At 71.5% G+C, this 14,508-nt stretch carries 17 protein-coding genes; 10 read left to right on the top strand and 7 right to left on the bottom strand.

The features are described from left to right. Positions 1 to 343 precede the first annotated feature (343 nt). The 3 genes from rplU (at position 344) to obgE (ending at position 2,619) form a co-directional block, all read left to right on the top strand. Positions 344 to 670, top strand: a complete 327-nt coding sequence (gene rplU / locus H181DRAFT_RS07185) for a 50S ribosomal protein L21 (protein ID WP_045863361.1) — start codon at positions 344 to 346, stop codon at positions 668 to 670. 13 nt (positions 671 to 683) lie between these two features. Next, on the top strand, positions 684 to 941 hold the full coding sequence (rpmA, locus tag H181DRAFT_RS07180; protein ID WP_045863360.1) for a 50S ribosomal protein L27: 258 nt from the start codon (positions 684 to 686) through the stop codon (positions 939 to 941). 235 nt (positions 942 to 1,176) lie between these two features. Then, the gene (obgE, locus tag H181DRAFT_RS07175; protein ID WP_045863359.1) at positions 1,177 to 2,619 is read left to right on the top strand and encodes a GTPase ObgE; all 1,443 of its coding nucleotides are present in this window, start codon (positions 1,177 to 1,179) and stop codon (positions 2,617 to 2,619) included. A gap of 41 nt (positions 2,620 to 2,660) precedes the next feature. On the opposite strand, the gene H181DRAFT_RS07170 is transcribed toward obgE, so the two are convergent. Continuing rightward, on the bottom strand, positions 2,661 to 3,719 hold the full coding sequence (locus H181DRAFT_RS07170; protein WP_045863358.1) for an aldo/keto reductase: 1,059 nt from the start codon (positions 3,717 to 3,719) through the stop codon (positions 2,661 to 2,663). Between the two features lie 138 nt (positions 3,720 to 3,857). After that, on the bottom strand, positions 3,858 to 4,622 hold the full coding sequence (locus H181DRAFT_RS07165) for an ArsR/SmtB family transcription factor (protein ID WP_045863547.1): 765 nt from the start codon (positions 4,620 to 4,622) through the stop codon (positions 3,858 to 3,860). A gap of 238 nt (positions 4,623 to 4,860) precedes the next feature. Here H181DRAFT_RS07165 and H181DRAFT_RS07160 point away from each other — a divergent pair, with 238 nt between their 5' ends. The 4 genes from H181DRAFT_RS07160 to H181DRAFT_RS07145 all read left to right on the top strand — a co-directional run bounded on the left by H181DRAFT_RS07160 (position 4,861) and on the right by H181DRAFT_RS07145 (position 8,261). Further along, positions 4,861 to 5,373 carry a DinB family protein gene (locus tag H181DRAFT_RS07160; RefSeq protein WP_045863357.1) on the top strand — a complete coding sequence of 171 codons (513 nt, stop codon included), beginning with the start codon at positions 4,861 to 4,863 and terminating at the stop codon, positions 5,371 to 5,373. A 16-nt stretch (positions 5,374 to 5,389) separates the two neighbouring features. Next, the gene (locus H181DRAFT_RS07155) at positions 5,390 to 6,172 is read left to right on the top strand and encodes a nucleotidyltransferase domain-containing protein (protein ID WP_045863356.1); all 783 of its coding nucleotides are present in this window, start codon (positions 5,390 to 5,392) and stop codon (positions 6,170 to 6,172) included. Positions 6,173 to 6,226: 54 nt separating this feature from the next. Further along, on the top strand, positions 6,227 to 7,174 hold the full coding sequence (locus tag H181DRAFT_RS07150; RefSeq protein ID WP_078895549.1) for an aminoglycoside phosphotransferase family protein: 948 nt from the start codon (positions 6,227 to 6,229) through the stop codon (positions 7,172 to 7,174). A 241-nt stretch (positions 7,175 to 7,415) separates the two neighbouring features. Then, a complete protein-coding gene (locus H181DRAFT_RS07145) occupies positions 7,416 to 8,261 on the top strand; it encodes a DUF1206 domain-containing protein (protein WP_074467750.1) in 846 nt (281 codons plus the stop codon). Positions 8,262 to 8,301: 40 nt separating this feature from the next. On the opposite strand, the gene H181DRAFT_RS07140 is transcribed toward H181DRAFT_RS07145, so the two are convergent. From H181DRAFT_RS07140 to H181DRAFT_RS07125, 4 genes are all read right to left on the bottom strand, one after another. Then, positions 8,302 to 8,922, bottom strand: coding sequence for an Rv1733c family protein (locus H181DRAFT_RS07140; protein WP_045863355.1), 621 nt, complete (start codon positions 8,920 to 8,922; stop codon positions 8,302 to 8,304). Positions 8,923 to 9,117: 195 nt separating this feature from the next. Next, positions 9,118 to 9,939: a rod shape-determining protein gene (locus H181DRAFT_RS07135; protein ID WP_045863354.1), complete on the bottom strand. Its 822-nt coding sequence runs from the start codon at positions 9,937 to 9,939 to the stop codon at positions 9,118 to 9,120. After that, entirely contained in the window at positions 9,936 to 10,403 is a 468-nt protein-coding gene (locus H181DRAFT_RS29815) for a TraR/DksA family transcriptional regulator (protein WP_045863544.1), read from the bottom strand. The genes H181DRAFT_RS07135 and H181DRAFT_RS29815 overlap by 4 nt, the downstream gene beginning before the upstream one ends. Positions 10,404 to 10,454: 51 nt before the next feature. Further along, entirely contained in the window at positions 10,455 to 10,781 is a 327-nt protein-coding gene (locus H181DRAFT_RS07125) for a TraR/DksA C4-type zinc finger protein (RefSeq protein WP_045863353.1), read from the bottom strand. Between the two features lie 292 nt (positions 10,782 to 11,073). Here H181DRAFT_RS07125 and H181DRAFT_RS07120 point away from each other — a divergent pair, with 292 nt between their 5' ends. Both H181DRAFT_RS07120 and H181DRAFT_RS07115 read left to right on the top strand, forming a co-directional pair. Beyond that, positions 11,074 to 12,087: a HAMP domain-containing sensor histidine kinase gene (locus H181DRAFT_RS07120; RefSeq protein ID WP_074467749.1), complete on the top strand. Its 1,014-nt coding sequence runs from the start codon at positions 11,074 to 11,076 to the stop codon at positions 12,085 to 12,087. After that, entirely contained in the window at positions 12,087 to 12,857 is a 771-nt protein-coding gene (locus tag H181DRAFT_RS07115; RefSeq protein WP_254666738.1) for a response regulator, read from the top strand. Before H181DRAFT_RS07120 ends, H181DRAFT_RS07115 begins: the two co-directional genes overlap by 1 nt. A 47-nt stretch (positions 12,858 to 12,904) precedes the next feature. On the opposite strand, the gene H181DRAFT_RS07110 is transcribed toward H181DRAFT_RS07115, so the two are convergent. Then, a complete protein-coding gene (locus H181DRAFT_RS07110) occupies positions 12,905 to 13,207 on the bottom strand; it encodes an SCO0607 family lipoprotein (protein WP_045863352.1) in 303 nt (100 codons plus the stop codon). A gap of 270 nt (positions 13,208 to 13,477) precedes the next feature. Here H181DRAFT_RS07110 and H181DRAFT_RS07105 point away from each other — a divergent pair, with 270 nt between their 5' ends. Continuing rightward, positions 13,478 to 14,497 (top strand): ABC transporter substrate-binding protein, encoded by a 1,020-nt coding sequence (locus H181DRAFT_RS07105; RefSeq protein WP_199810808.1) that lies wholly within the window; start codon positions 13,478 to 13,480, stop codon positions 14,495 to 14,497. Positions 14,498 to 14,508: the final 11 nt, after the last annotated feature.

The following is a 14,508-nucleotide window of genomic DNA, read 5'->3' as shown; positions in this document are numbered from 1 at the left end:
GAGTAGTACCGGGGAGTCCCCGGCCCTTCGAAGGGCCGGGGACTTCGCCGTCCGTCCTGTGGCGGAGGCCGGCCCCCCGGGTGCACCGGCCGGTCGTCACGGGCCCGGCCGCCCCCGGACCTGGTTTGACCAGCGTGTGCGGCGCCCCGTAATCTTGACCGCCGGCGTGTCATCGGGATGCGCCGCGCTCCTGAGCAACTCCCTCCCGCGGCTGGCGCCCGGGAGAGGCCGCTCAATCCATTCGGATCAGATCGTGGGTTCGGATGCCGGGCCTGTGCCCGTGTCCGTACCGCGCCGGGCGGCTGGCGTCAGGAGTCCCGTAGCGAGCGAGAGAGAGTTCCGCGTGTACGCAATCGTGCGCACCGGCGGCCGTCAGCAGCGTGTGGCTGTGGGCGACGTCATCGAGGTAGACCGCATCAGCGAGAGCAAGGCCGGCGACAGCGTCGAGCTCTCGACCCTGCTCGTTGTGGACGGCGACACGGTCACGAGCGACCCGTGGGTGCTGGACGGCGTGAAGGTCGCGGCCGAGGTCGTCGACCACCACAAGGGCGACAAGATCCGCATCCAGAAGTACAAGAACAAGACCGGCTACAAGAAGCGGATCGGCCACCGTCAGCTGCACACCGCGCTGAAGATCACCGACATTCCGACCCCGGCGAAGAAGAAGTAAGGACTGAGCAGAGATGGCACACAAGAAGGGCGCATCGTCCACCCGGAACGGTCGCGACTCCAATGCCCAGTACCTCGGCGTGAAGCGCTTCGGCGGTCAGCTCGTCAACGCCGGTGAGATCCTGGTCCGTCAGCGCGGCACCCACTTCCACCCGGGCGCGGGCGTCGGCCGTGGCGGCGACGACACGCTGTTCGCTCTCGACGCCGGTGCGGTGCAGTTCGGCACCCGCCGCGGCCGTCGCGTCGTGAACATCGTCCCGGCGGGCGAGTAACCACCGCCGGGAGGCGCTGCGCCGGGTCGCTGAACACGGTTGAGTGATCGGCCCGGCAGGGCGCCGTCCACCGCGTCACATCGCGCATAGTCATCGAGGGCGGACCGCCGCTCCCTCGCGTACGCATCGGGCGTACGTACGGGACGGGTCCGCCCTCGCTGCGTAGGCGCCCCCTGCGGGCGCACGCAGCGAAGCAGAAGCATTTCCATCGTCACGCCGCCTGGAGGCACCTCGCATGACCACCTTCGTGGACCGCGTCGAGCTGTACGTCGCCGCGGGTAACGGGGGCCACGGCTGTGCCTCCGTGCACCGGGAGAAGTTCAAGCCGCTGGGCGGCCCCGACGGGGGGAACGGTGGACGCGGCGGAGACGTCGTCCTCGTCGTCGACCCGGACGTGACGACGCTGCTCGACTACCACCACAGCCCGCACCGCAAGGCCACCAACGGCAGGCCCGGCGAGGGCGGGCACCGGTCCGGAGCCGACGGCAAGGACCTCGTCCTGCCCGTGCCGGACGGAACGGTCGTCCTCGGCCGCGACGGCGAGGTGCTGGCCGACATGGTCGGCAAGGGCACCGTCTTCGTGGCCGGGCAGGGCGGTCGCGGCGGCCTGGGCAACGCGGCGCTCGCCTCTCCGCGGCGCAAGGCCCCCGGGTTCGCGCTGCTGGGCGAGCCGGGTGAGGCGCGCGACATCGTGCTGGAGCTGAAGACCGTCGCGGACGTCGCCCTCGTCGGCTACCCCTCGGCGGGGAAGTCGTCGCTCATCTCGGTGCTCTCCGCCGCGAAGCCGAAGATCGCCGACTATCCGTTCACCACGCTCGTCCCCAACCTGGGTGTGGTGACGGCCGGTTCGACCGTCTACACCATCGCGGACGTCCCGGGGCTGATCCCCGGCGCGAGCCAGGGCAAGGGCCTGGGGCTGGATTTCTTGCGGCACGTGGAGCGCTGCTCCGTCCTCGTGCACGTGCTGGACTGCGCGACGCTCGAGTCGCAGCGCGACCCGGTGAGCGACCTGGACACGATCGAGTCGGAGCTGACGCAGTACGGCGGTCTGGACGACCGTCCCCGCGTCGTCGTCCTCAACAAGGTCGACATCCCCGACGGCCAGGACCTCGCCGACATCATCCGGCCGGATCTGGAGGCCCGCGGATTCCCGGTCTTCGAGGTCTCGGCCGTCTCACGGCAGGGTCTCAAGGAGCTGTCCTACGCCCTCGCCAAGTCGGTGAGCGAGGCGCGTGCGGCCCGTCCCGAGACGGAGTCGACGCGTGTCGTGATCCGTCCCAGGGCCGTGGACGACGCAGGCTTCACCGTCACACGGGAGGCCGACGGCCTCTACCGCGTACGGGGCGAGAAGCCCGAACGCTGGGTGCGGCAGACCGACTTCAACAACGACGAGGCAGTGGGTTACCTGGCCGACAGGCTCAACCGCCTGGGCGTCGAGGACGAGTTGATGAAGGCCGGGGCGCGTGAGGGCGACGGGGTCGCCATCGGCGGCGAGGACGACGCGGTCGTCTTCGACTGGGAGCCCACCATGGCCGCGGGGGCGGAGATGCTGGGCCGCCGCGGTGAGGACCACCGCATGGAGGCGCCGCGGCCTGCCGCCCAGCGCCGCCGCGACCGCGAGGCGGAGCGCGACGAGGCGCTGGGGGAGTACGAGGACTTCCATCCCTTCGAGGGCTGAGGTTGCTGAGGGCTGAGGCGGACGGGGGCCTGCGCTGCGCCTCAGCCGGGTCCGTCCGTGGTGCGCCGCGAGGCCGAGCGCCGGTCCTCGACGGAGCGCCACTCCTCTCCGTAGACGACGGCCTTGACCCCGTCATCCGTCAGGAAGTCGTGCGGGAAGCCGAGCGGCACCGCGCTGACCTCGTCGAGACGCGCGAGGGCGTCGGCGTCGAGGGTCACGTCGAGGCAACCGAGGTTGTCGGCGAGCTGCTCCTCCCGGGTGGCGCCGATGATGGGCACGACGTTCCCCGGGCGCTGCCGCAGCCACGCCAGCGCCACCTGCGAAGGGCTCCAGCCCCCTTGCCCGGCGGTCTCCAGGACGGCGGTGACGATCTCCTCCTCGCGTGAGCCGGCACCGTCGGCAGCCTGCTCGTCCGTCAGCCTGCCGGTGCCGCCGTGGCGGTACTTCCCTGTGAGCCTGCCTCCGGCGAGCGGGCTCCACGCCAGCACGGCCTGGTCGAACGCGCGGGCCTGCGGCAGCAGTTCACGCTCCGGTGTGCGTTCCAGGAGGCTGTACCGGAACTGCGAGCCGGCGAAGGACGTCCAGCCCCGCAGCTCTGCGAGGGTGGAGGCCTGCGCGATCTCCCAGGCCGGCCAGTCGGACACCCCGGTGTAGAGGACCTTTCCGGAGCGCACCAGATCGTCGAGAGCCCGCATGACCTCCTCGACCGGGGTGAAGTTGTCCCGCGCGTGCACCCACAGCACGTCCACGCGGTCGGTGCGCAGCCGGGCGAGGCTCGCCTCGACGGACTGGACGAGGTTCTTGCGGTGGTTCCCGTACCTGTTGACGTCACCCGGACGGGGCGCGCACGTGTACTTCGTGGCGAGGACGAAGTCGTCGCGCCGGCCTTCGAGCAGCTCTCCGAGGACGGTCTCGGAGACGCCGCCCGCGTAGTTGTTCGCGGTGTCGACGAAGTTGCCGCCGGCGTCGGCGTAGGCGTCGAGCATCCGGCCGCTCGTGCTCTTGTCGGCGTTGCCGCCCGAGCCGTCCCCGAACGTCATGGCACCCAGGCCCAGTTCGCTCACGCGGAGGCCGGTCCTGCCGAACAGTGTGTAGCGCATGGAGTCCTCTCCCGTCGGCCGGGCCCCGCCGGCGGTCGGCCCGGGGCGGCGGGTGGTCCGGACAGGGCACACGTTAGGAACTGGAGTCCGCTCCAAGGCAAGACCGCGGGCAGGGGATCGCCCTGCACGGCTCCGTCCTCACCGGCTCGGGACCTTCCACGGCTCGCGTGACAGGGGGCTGCCCGTTTCCAGGTACGTCTTCAGGTTGGACAGCACCGCGGCCCAGCCCTGCGCGGCCTCGGCCCGCTCGGCGTCGTTCCGGAGGTCCTCGTGCGTGACGGTGAGCCTGACGATCTGCTCGTACGGCCGGATGTCGAAGGTGACGCGGGACGATTCCGCGGTGGATCCGGCCCCGGGTTCGGCCCAGGTGGTGACCAGGCGGTTCGGCGGGTCGCTCTCCACGACGGTGCCGACGACGTCGGCGATCGAGGACCCGTCCGTGCGGCGGTGCTCCCAGGAGGACCCGGGACGCCAGTCGGAGACGTTGCTGTGTCCCCAGTAGGCGGCGGTGGCCTCGGCGTCGGTGAGGGCGTCCCACACCTTCTGCGGGGTGCTCTCGATGTAGATGACGTACACGAAGGAAGGTTTGTCGGTCATGGCGTTCTCCGCTCGTTGTTTCAGGTGGCTGAGCGCACGGAGGCGGGGATGCTCGAACTTGTCGATCCACCGCTCCTGGACGCGGTGGAGGGGGACGGGATTGAGGTAGTGGAGCTTCTCCCGGCCGCGCCTCACCGTGCTGACCAGGTTCGCTGCCTCGAGCACCGCCAGATGCTGCGTCGTGGCCTGGCGTGACATCTCCTGGTGCTCGCACAACTCGTTCAGCGTCCGGCCGTTGTTCTCGTGCAACCGGTCCAGCAGGAGTCGCCGGGTCCGGTCGGCCAGCGCTTTGAAGACCTTGTCCATCTCGCCGCTGTCGGTACTCACCCCTCAATAATGCAAGCAAATACTTGCATGTCAACGTGGCGGTGACCGTCTGTCCGAGTGGGGGTGCTGCTGCGGCGAGCGGCAAGCAAGCGGCATGCACCATGTGGCGTGCCGGACCGCCGGGCCGCCGGGTCGGAGGCTCGGGGCCGTGGGGCGCACGGGGAACGCACGGAAATTGCGGTGCAGTGGTGCAGACGGCTGGGCTAGCGTCCCGGCCATGACCCCTCCCCGCGTACGGCCTCCAGGTACGGCAGACGAGCGGACGCAGCTGCTGGGCTGGCTCGACATGCAGCGTGCGGTCATCCACTGGAAGTGCGAGGGGCTGGAGGAGGCCGCGGCTCACCGCGCTGTGCTGCCGTCGTCCCCGAACATGACGATGGCCGGGCTCGTGTCCCACATGCGCTGGGTCGAGCACTGCTGGTTCGAGGTGCTGCTCCTCGGGCGGCCCGCCGAGGGACCGCACTTCGACGACGGGCCCGAGGACGCCGACATGATGGTGGACGGGACACCGCTCGCGCAGCTTCTGCGGGAGTACGAGCGGCAGTGCGCGGTCTCGGACGAGATCGTCTCCGGCCTCTCCCTCGACGAGACGGGCAGGCACCCGGAGTTCAACGCCTCCCAGGTGAACCTGCGCTGGATGCTGCTGCACATGATCGAGGAGACCGCCCGGCACGCCGGTCACGCGGACGCCGTCAGAGAACTCCTCGACGGCGGGACGGGCTACTTCTGACGGAGGCGGGCCGACGATGACGCCGGAGGACGAATTCGGGGAACTGCGCGCCCGGCTGGAACGGGAGGACGGCGTGCTCGGGGCCGTGCTCAGCGGTTCCCGGGCGCGTGAGGGCATGGCCACCGAACTCTCGGACTACGACGTCCTGGTGGTCGTCGAGGATGCAGCGGAGGAGGCGTACGCACCACTGCGGCGGCGTGACGCCCGTCTGGACGTGACGGTGATGCCGCTGCGGGAGTTCCGGACACATGCCCTGCCGGGTTCCGGTACCGAATGGAACCGCTACGCGTTCGTCCACGCCGAGCTGCTGAAGGACTCCCGCGACGGGCTGGTCGGCCGACTCCTGCGCCGGAAGGGCCGGTTGACGGAGGAGGAGGCGGCCGAAAGCGCCCCCGTCCTCCTCGACGCCTTCCTCAACAGTCTCTACCGCTGCCTGAAGAACGACCGCGACGGCGACGCGCTCGCCGCACGGCTGGACGCTGCCGAGAGCGTTCCCTTCTACCTGGGCTACGTGTTCGCGCTGGAGGGGCGAGTGCGGCCGTACAACAAGTACCTCGGCTGGGAGCTGCGCCGTCACCCGCTCGACTGGCCGCAGGGACGCCACGATCACCTCCTGGGGCTGCTCGGCGGGATGCTTTCCGGTGAAGTCGCGTGCAGCGCACGGCAGTTGTTCGTCGAGCTGGAGCCCCGTGCTCGCGCCGCCGGCCACGAGCCGGTGCTCGCCTCGTGGGGTGAGGATCTGACGCTGATGCGAGGCGGGCCGTCGAGGCCGGGTCGGGGCCGCGCCGGGCTCCCGTGAGCGCGCGTCGGAAATCGGATTGTCCGCGGCCTGTACGGCGGCGATTCTTTCGGGATGGACAACGACGTGCGTCGCTCAGGCCAAGATGCTCCGCCCGGAGAACCTGCCGTTCCGGCGATCGACGCCGGGCTCGTACGGCGCCTGGTGGCGGAGCAGTTCCCGCAGTGGGCCCGACTGCCGGTCCGGGCAGTCCAGTTCGACGGACACGACAACCGCACGTTCCATCTCGGCGACAGCTTGGCGGTCAGGCTGCCGAGCGCCGTCGGCTATGCCGCCCAAGTGGAGAAGGAGCAGCGGTGGCTGCCGGTGCTCGCGCCGCAACTGCCGCTTCCCGTACCCGTTCCGGTGGCCCAGGGACGGCCCGGCGCGGGGTACCCCTTCAACTGGTCGGTGATGCGGTGGCTGGAGGGCGACACCGCGGCGAACGGACACATCGAAGACCTCACCGGGTTCGCCACCGACCTGGCCCGCTTCCTCTCCTCCCTGCAGCGTGCCGACACGGCGGACGGACCACTGGCCGGGGAGCACAGCGCCTTTCGGGGGGCGTCCCTGAGGACGTACGACGAGGAGACGCGGCGGGCGCTCGCCGCACTGCGCGACCGTATCCCGGTGGAGACGGCAACCGCCGTCTGGGAGGAGGCACTCGAGGCCACATGGCTCGGCCGGCCCGTCTGGTTCCACGGCGACGTCGCGGTGGGGAACCTCCTCGTACGGGACGGGCGGCTCTCCGCCGTCCTCGACTTCGGCTGCTCGGGCGTCGGAGACCCGTCCTGCGACACGACCATCGCCTGGACGCTGCTGCACGGGGAGAGCCGCCGGGCGTTCCGCGACGTGCTCGGCGTCGACGGAGCCACCTGGGCACGAGGACGCGGCTGGACGCTGTGGAAAGCCCTGATCACCCTGGCGGCTCCCGATTCGGCGCACACCGAGGGGGCTCGACGGAGCCTGGCGAACGTCCTGGACGATTTCGAGCACGAGCACGAGGGTGAGCCACGAGGGTGAGCACGAGGCGCGATGACGAGGACGGCCGGCGACGTTGTGGGCGCCGTGGCCGTGCGGGACCCGAACGACCCCGGCAGGCGCATCTGACCTTCCCCGCCGCGTCGTTCGCGCGTCTCGTCCCGGGTGCCACCGCCGGCCGGTAGTCCGGCTCTTTCGTTTCCCTCGTCCGTTCCGGGGCAACCGCTGACCTGCAAGGTGCGCCGGGGTGCGGCTTCGGCGCGATCAAGGGGAGGCGGTATCCGTGAACGCATCACTGGCCATCTGGAGAGGCAGAGGGCGGAGGAACGCCCGCCGGGCAGCGCGCAGCACGGTCGTCGAGTCCGTCGCGCGAGTGGGCATGGTCGCGCAGGGCGTGCTGTTCATCCTCGTCGGGCTGCTGGCTCTCCGTATCGCCTTCGGTGGCAGCGACGGCGGTGAGCAGGCCGATCAGAGCGGCGCCCTGCGGCAGCTGGCGGCGCAGCCCTTCGGGCAGCTTCTCGTGTGGGCAGTGGGGATCGGCCTGGCGGGGCTGGCGGTGTGGCGGTTGTCCGAGGCGCTGTTCGGCGCGGCGGAGAAGGGCGGGCACAAGACGAGCAAGCGGCTGCTGGCCGCGGGCTTCTGCGTGCTGTACGCGGTGCTCGCCTACTCGGTGATCTCCTACGCGACCGGGGCGCAGGGCAGCGGCTCCAGCGACGCGAAGTCCGCGGACATCACCGCGCGCGCTCTTGCGGTGCCCGCCGGGCAGTTCCTCGTGGGCGCCGTCGGGCTGGCCGTCGTCGCGGCGGGTGGCTGGGGTGCCGTGCAGGCGTCGCGGCGGAAGTTCCACGACCAGTTGAGGATGTCGTCCGTCCCGCGCCGCAGCCGCAAGTGGATCGACGTGCTGGGCGTGACGGGCGGTGTGTCGCGCGGTGCCGTCCTCGTAGCCCTCGGGATCTTCGCGATGGAGGCGGCGTGGTCGTCCGACGCGGACGAAGCCAAGGGAATGGACGGCGCGTTGAGGTCCTTCGCGGACACCCCCGCGGGCCCGTGGCTGCTCGTGGCGGTCGCCGTGGGCGTGGCCCTCTACGGGCTGTTCTCGTTCGCGCTGGCCCGCTGGCGTCGCGTGTGAGGCCGGGCGTGAAGCCGGCTGGGGACAGGGGCCGGGACGGTCACGTGGATCTGGTCCAGCGTGGCGCGGTCTCGGCCCATTCCCTTTCCCATTCCGCGAGGTTCCGCCGTTCCAGGGCGTACCCGGCCGCGGCGTAGACGGTGATCCCGGTGACCGTCACGGCCGCGCCCGTGGCCGCGATCCACCCGGTGGTCAGGCCGCGGATCTCACCGGCGGACATGGGCGGGTCGGTGACGGCTCCCTTGCCGTCGACCCAGACCTGGACGGTGCCTCCGGCGGGCAGGCCGGGCGGTACGTCGGTCCTGGCGGTGCGCGTCCGGCCGGTCGCGTCGGTGTAGCGGACGTCGGCCGGATAGCGGGCGTGATCGGCCTCGTCCGAACCCGGTTCGGGATGCTGCGGCACGTCGTGCAGGACCTCGGCCGTGGCGCGGTGGCGCGAGTGCACCTGCTCGTCGGCGGCCGTGCGCAGTGAGCGGTTCACGGCGTGGCCCACCAGCGTCATGGCGGCGGGGGCCGCGGCGAGCACGGACGCCGCGACGATCACGCCGATCCATGCCTGCAGCACGTCGAGGGGACGGCGCAGGGGGTTGACGCGCCAGCGCCACAGCTTGTCGGGGCGCGGTTCGGGCGGTGGCTGGGCAAGCGGGATCTCGTCCCTCATGAGGTCTCTCCGTTTCGGGTCTTCGGGAAGTGGACCGAACTCCGGGGGCCGGTGATACGGCGGGAGCAGCACGGCGGACCCGCCCGGTTCGCGGGCACCGGACGGGGTTCGAGCAGCGGGGTTCGGGCGTCCGGAGCCGGGCACCGGGGTCCGGACGCTCCACCGGAGGCGGCCCGGCGGCCGCCTCCAGCGGCCTCAGCCTGGCGGTGCCTCTGCCTCCGGCGGCTGCGCGCGCACCGTCTGCAGATACTTCGCCGCGCCGCGCACCGCGGCGGTGTGCGGCGCGGGGGCGGGCCGTACGGGCACGCGCAGCTGCCTGCACAGGTCGCGGACGATCTCGGGGCGCAGGGCGCCTCCGCCCGCCACCAGCACACCGTCGTGCAGCGCGTCGAGTGTCTGCGACGAGGGGTCCCGCCGCAGCATGTCGCCCACCACGGCCACGACGAAGTCGGTCAGCTCGCGGTGTGGAACGTGGCCGAGGTCGTCGGTGCCCAGGGGGGTGCGGTGCGCGTCGGCGACCGCGCCGTCCGCGAGCAGGAACACCTCGGTGAGACGGGCGCCGACGTCCACGATGAGCAGGGGACGGGACGGCTCGGCGTCCACACCGAGTGCGATGGCCCTGGCCGTCGGAATGGTCAGGACGGTACGGGGACGCAGCACTTGCAGCGCCGTGCGCGCCGCCTCCCGGTAGGCGATCCCGCCCAGGACGGGCGTCGTCAGGGCGATCACGAGGCCGGAGAGGAGGGGGACGCGGCGCCCCAGCAGCCGGTCCAGCATCCGGGCCGCGCCCTCGGGGTCGACGAAGGCGCCGCGCTGCAGCGGGTAGGACACGCTGGGGCCGCCACGCGAGCCGGGGCCGGGGAAGGTCACTGTCCGCGTGTCGAGGACCAGCCCCCGGCCGGGTGCCCAGGCACGCGTACGGGCATGGCCCAAGTCGATGGCGAGGCCCGCGAGTTGGCGGGACGGGAAGTTCCTGTGGCGTGCGGAGCTTCCGGGTGAGGGGCGGAGCGCTGTCATGGCCTGGTCTCCCTGACTCGGTGGCAGCGGGCGCAGTAGCGGGCCTGCGGCACGATCGTCAGACGGTCCAGGGATATGGGGCCGGTGCAGCGGTGGCACGAGCCGTACTGGCCGTGGGCCATCCGTTCCAGCGCCGCCTCCACGTCGGCGAGCACCATCCGTGCGGAAGCGGCCAGTTTGACGCTGACCTCGGTCACGGACGCCGAATGCGCTTCACGGTCGCCGTCCTCGCGGGCGCCGCCCTCGTGGTCCCGCTGCCCGTGACGGTCCTGCCGGCCGCGCGGGTGCTGGCGCTCGTTCCGCCCGGGACGGTGCTCCCCTTCGTGCCGGGACTTGGCCGCCTCGGCGATCTGCTGGAGCTGCTCCCGGCGGAAGCGGCGCTGGTCCTCCAGGTTTTCGCGGAGCGCGGCGAGGTCCCCTCCGGACAGGCCGGCATCGTCGTTGCGGACGACCTGGTCGTTCACGTACTTCACCCCTCGGCGGAGCGGGACACGGACACGCGGACGTGCCTTCTGTCAGGCGGTGCGGCGCTGGCAGGCCACGCAGCAGCGCGCGTGCGGAAGGATCTCCAGACGTTCCGGCGGAATCGGCCTGGCGCAGTCCGTGCAGGTGCCGTAGCTGCCGTCGGCGATACGGGCGAACGCAGCGTCGATCTCTTCCAGGACGCGCCGGACGGAGTCCTTCTGCGCCGTCACGAAATGGTCCGAGGTGCCGTGCTCGGCTTCTTCGATCGCGTTGAGCTGCGTCAGCCGCGAGTTGCGTTCGTGCTCCAGCCGCTGACGGGCTTCGTGTGCCGTGAGGCGTTCCGGGCGCGGCTCGGGGCGTGAGAGGGCGAGCGACATCTGATGCCATTTCCTTTCAGGAAGCGGCCGCCCCGAGGGACGGCAGCCCGACCTGTCCCGTCGCACCATTGCGACGTGGTATCTCCCACACTGGCCGGTCTGCCCGGTGCACACCATCGGTCCCAGTACCCATTTCCGGGGGGTCCGAGGATGTACGGGCCCGAGAGTGCCGCAGGTCCTGCCGCACCTGCCGGGCACGGACCCCGGGCGCCTCGCAACCCCGGTGCCTCCCCGCGGCGGCAGTGGCACATAGTGGTAGCGGACGGCACGAGTAGAGGAGGCTCCACGCGCGGTGTCCCTGTTCTGGCGGATCTTCGCTCTCAACGCCCTCGTGCTCGGCATGGCGACGGCGCTGCTTCTGTGGGCGCCGGTGACCGTGTCCGTGCCCGTCCTGCTCACTGAGGCGGCCATCCTCGTCGGGGGGCTCGCCGTGATGCTCGTCGCCAACGCAGCGCTGCTGCGGGTCGGGCTGTCCCCGCTGGACCGGCTCACGCGGCTCATGACCGAGGTCGACCTGCTGAGGCCCGGCCAGCGGCTGCCGGTCGGAGGGCACGGCGAGGTCTCCGAGCTGATCCGGACGTTCAACGCGATGCTCGACCGTCTGGAGGCCGAACGTGCCGTCGCCGGCGCACGCGCGCTGTCCGCTCAGGAGGCGGAACGGCAGCGCATCGCGCAGGAGCTCCACGACGAGGTGGGGCAGAGCATGACCGCCGTCCTGCTGGAGCTGAAACGCGCCGCCGACCATGCCGCGGAACCCCTGCGGGGCGAGCTGCGGCAGGCACAGGAGATCACCCGGGGGAGCCTCGACGAGGTCCGCCGGCTCGCCCGCAGGCTGCGGCCCGGCGTGCTGGAGGACCTGGGGCTGGTCAGCGCACTGACCTCGCTGACGACGGACTTCGCCACTCACACCGGTCTGCGGGTGCAGCGCTGCTTCGAGTCGGAGCTGCCGCCGCTGGGCCCGCAGGCGGAGCTGGTGCTCTACCGCGTGGCCCAGGAGGGGCTGACCAACGTCGCCCGCCATGCCGGAGCCGACCGGGTACAGGTGAGCCTGAGCCGGGACGGGGACGCCGTGGTGCTGTGCGTCAGCGACGACGGCCGGGGCGTCGGGCTCTCCCACGAGGGCGCCGGTATCCGCGGGATGCGGGAACGTGCGCTGCTCGTCGGCGGGACGCTGGATGTCGAGCCCGGTCCCCGTACCGAACCGGACCCTGCGGCGGGCCCGGCATCTGGGACGTGCCCGGAAGCCGCTCCGTACCCCGGCACCCGGGTCCTGCTGTCCGTGCCCACTACCGAGAAGGACCGATGATGACGATGCACGACATGACCCCCAGGTCGCAGCCGCCCCCCGATCCCCGGCCCGCCTCCGGCCCGGCCTCGGCCCCCCAGTCCCAGTCGCAGCCGCAGTCCCAGTCCCAGTCCCAGTCCCAGTCCAGGATCCGCATCCTGCTGGCCGACGACCACGCACTGGTACGGCGCGGTGTGCGGCTCATCCTCGACGGCGAACCGGACCTGCAGGTCGTCGCCGAGGCGGGCGACGGCGCGGAAGCGGTCGCGGCGGCCCGCGCGCAGGAGATCGACCTCGCCGTCCTCGACATCGCCATGCCCCGCCTGACGGGACTGCAGGCGGCCCGTGAACTGGCCTCGCTCAGACCGGGACTGCGCATTCTGATGCTCACGATGTACGACAACGAGCAGTACTTCTTCCAGGCCCTGAAGGCCGGAGCGTCCGGCTACGTCCTGAAGTCCGTCGCCGACCGCGACCTGGTCGCCGCGTGCCGGGCGGCCATGCGCGGCGAGCCGTTCGTGTACCCCGGCGCGGTCACGGCTCTCATCCGCAACTTCCTGGAGCGCGCCCGCAACGGCGATGAAGGCCCGGACCGGCTCCTGACCCACCGCGAGGAGGAAGTGCTCAAACTCGTCGCGGAAGGCCACTCCTCCAAGGAGATCGCCGGGATGCTGGTCATCAGCGTCAAGACCGTCCAGCGGCACAGAGCGAACCTGCTGCACAAGCTCGGTCTCCGCGACCGCCTCGAACTCACCCGCTATGCCATCAGGGCGGGCCTGATCGAGCCCTGAGCCGTGGTGGTCCAAGCCCGGGGCCGCTCGCGTCGTGTCCGGCGGGCCTACTCCTTGTCGACGACGTCGCCGTTCTCGTCGACTACCACGGTGCTCCAGTACGTGTCCCACTTGTCGTCGACGTACTGCGGCACCTTGCCCTTCGGGTAGCGCACGTAGCCCTCGGGCGGTTCCTCGCCGTCACGTACGCAGGTCATACCCGTGGTCCCGCCAACGGCCTTGACCGGGTACTCCTCGGACCGGCAGACGCGGTCCTGCAACGTGCAGCCGGAGGCGAGGAAGGCCGCGAGGACACCGGCGGCCGCGAGAGCGCCCGGGAAGTTCCGGAATGCCGTCTTCTTCTTCTGCATCGTGTGTGGCCAATCTCCTGTGGGGCGGTCAGTCTGTCCAAGAAGTCAGCGCTGTCCAAGAGTTCGGGCGGCAGGCGGCAGGCGGACGCGGGCGGTGCCGGGGGGAAACGCGCGGGTGCGGTGCGGTGCGGTGAGGGTCGCGGCCGGGCCTGGGTACGGCTTTACCCGCCTCTGAGGCTTCCGCGCAGGTCGGACGCACCGCCCCGCCACGACCGGCTGCTGCTCCCCGCCCCCTTCGGACGGCTCGCGTTCTTTCGGAGGGATGCAGCTTTGATTTTCCGTCTCTTATGCCGCCGAATCCCGCTGCTGCCCGTCCTCGCGTCGGCGGTCGCGCTGGCCTGCGCCGGCTGTGCGAACAGCGGTGCCGGGCTCGCTTCCGGAGGGGGAGCGGACGGAGAGGCCGGTGAAGCCGGGGAGAAGGTGCGGGTCGCACACGTCCCGTCGACGGCGTTCGCACCGCTGTACGTCGCCGAGGCCGAGGGCTACTTCGAGGAAGCGGGCCTGGACGTCCGCCTGCGGAAGGTGAAAGCCGGGCAGGACGCCGCTCAACTGGCCGCCTACGGCTATGTGGAGGCCGTGGCGACGGGCTTCTCCACCGAGTTGTTCGAGGGGGTCGCCGACGGGCTGAAGGTGAAGGTCGCGGCCTCCATGGGGGAGTCCACCGGAAAGGATCCGTCGCCCACCGTGCTGGAGGTCTCGAAGCGCCTGCCGGACGCCGAAAAGGTGGCGGACGTCGAGGACCTCCGCGGGCGCAAGGTGGCTGTGGCGGGCGGTGGCGGAGGAGCGGCCGCCTACCCGCTCGACGCCGTGCTGCGGAAGTCCGGGCTGACGCTCAGGGACGTCGAGGTGGTGGACGTCCCGTCCACCGGAATGCGCGCGGCTCTGGCCGACGGCCGAGTGGAAGCGGCGATGCCGCTCGCGCCGTTCGCCACGGCTGTCGAGGAGGCGGGCGTGGCCGAGCCGTTGGCGGCACCCCCGGAGGGGACCGTCGCCACCGGCCTGCTGTTCGGCTACGAGTTCGCCGGTCGCGTCACTGCGGAGAAGTTCCTCACGGCGCTGCGGAAGGGCGCGTCCGACCTCCGGGACAAGGGAGCCTCCTCGCGCGAGCGGGTCGAGGTCCTGGCGAAGGCGACCGGCCGGCCGCCGGAGGTGCTCCGCAAGACACCGGCCTACCGGTGGGACGAGCAACTCACTGTCGACAAGGAGCAGTTGTCGAAGCAGCAGGACGCGTACCGCGATGCGGGCCTGCTGGACGGCGACCCCGTCCCGATCGACGACATGGTGCAGTGACCGCGCCCGGC

This window comes from Streptomyces sp. WMMB 714 (genome assembly GCF_900090125.1).
In the GTDB taxonomy this organism is placed as follows: Bacteria; Actinomycetota; Actinomycetes; order Streptomycetales; family Streptomycetaceae; genus Streptomyces; species Streptomyces daqingensis.
The sequence above is the reverse complement of the archived record's forward strand: the minus strand, read 5'-3'. Positions and strand labels throughout refer to the sequence as shown.

What these genes read in the sequence shown, in the direction of transcription:
- H181DRAFT_RS07110 (WP_045863352.1), bottom strand. Translation starts at nt 13,207, where the DNA reads ATGCAGAAGAAGAAGACGGCATTCCGGAACTTCCCGGGCGCTCTCGCG.
- H181DRAFT_RS07115 (WP_254666738.1), top strand. Translation starts at nt 12,087, where the DNA reads ATGACGATGCACGACATGACCCCCAGGTCGCAGCCGCCCCCCGATCCC.
- H181DRAFT_RS07140 (WP_045863355.1), bottom strand. Translation starts at nt 8,922, where the DNA reads ATGAGGGACGAGATCCCGCTTGCCCAGCCACCGCCCGAACCGCGCCCC.
- rpmA (WP_045863360.1), top strand. Translation starts at nt 684, where the DNA reads ATGGCACACAAGAAGGGCGCATCGTCCACCCGGAACGGTCGCGACTCC.
- H181DRAFT_RS07170 (WP_045863358.1), bottom strand. Translation starts at nt 3,719, where the DNA reads ATGCGCTACACACTGTTCGGCAGGACCGGCCTCCGCGTGAGCGAACTG.
- obgE (WP_045863359.1), top strand. Translation starts at nt 1,177, where the DNA reads ATGACCACCTTCGTGGACCGCGTCGAGCTGTACGTCGCCGCGGGTAAC.
- H181DRAFT_RS07160 (WP_045863357.1), top strand. Translation starts at nt 4,861, where the DNA reads ATGACCCCTCCCCGCGTACGGCCTCCAGGTACGGCAGACGAGCGGACG.
- H181DRAFT_RS07155 (WP_045863356.1), top strand. Translation starts at nt 5,390, where the DNA reads ATGACGCCGGAGGACGAATTCGGGGAACTGCGCGCCCGGCTGGAACGG.
- H181DRAFT_RS07125 (WP_045863353.1), bottom strand. Translation starts at nt 10,781, where the DNA reads ATGTCGCTCGCCCTCTCACGCCCCGAGCCGCGCCCGGAACGCCTCACG.
- H181DRAFT_RS07165 (WP_045863547.1), bottom strand. Translation starts at nt 4,622, where the DNA reads ATGGACAAGGTCTTCAAAGCGCTGGCCGACCGGACCCGGCGACTCCTG.
- H181DRAFT_RS07150 (WP_078895549.1), top strand. Translation starts at nt 6,227, where the DNA reads ATGGACAACGACGTGCGTCGCTCAGGCCAAGATGCTCCGCCCGGAGAA.
- H181DRAFT_RS07135 (WP_045863354.1), bottom strand. Translation starts at nt 9,939, where the DNA reads ATGACAGCGCTCCGCCCCTCACCCGGAAGCTCCGCACGCCACAGGAAC.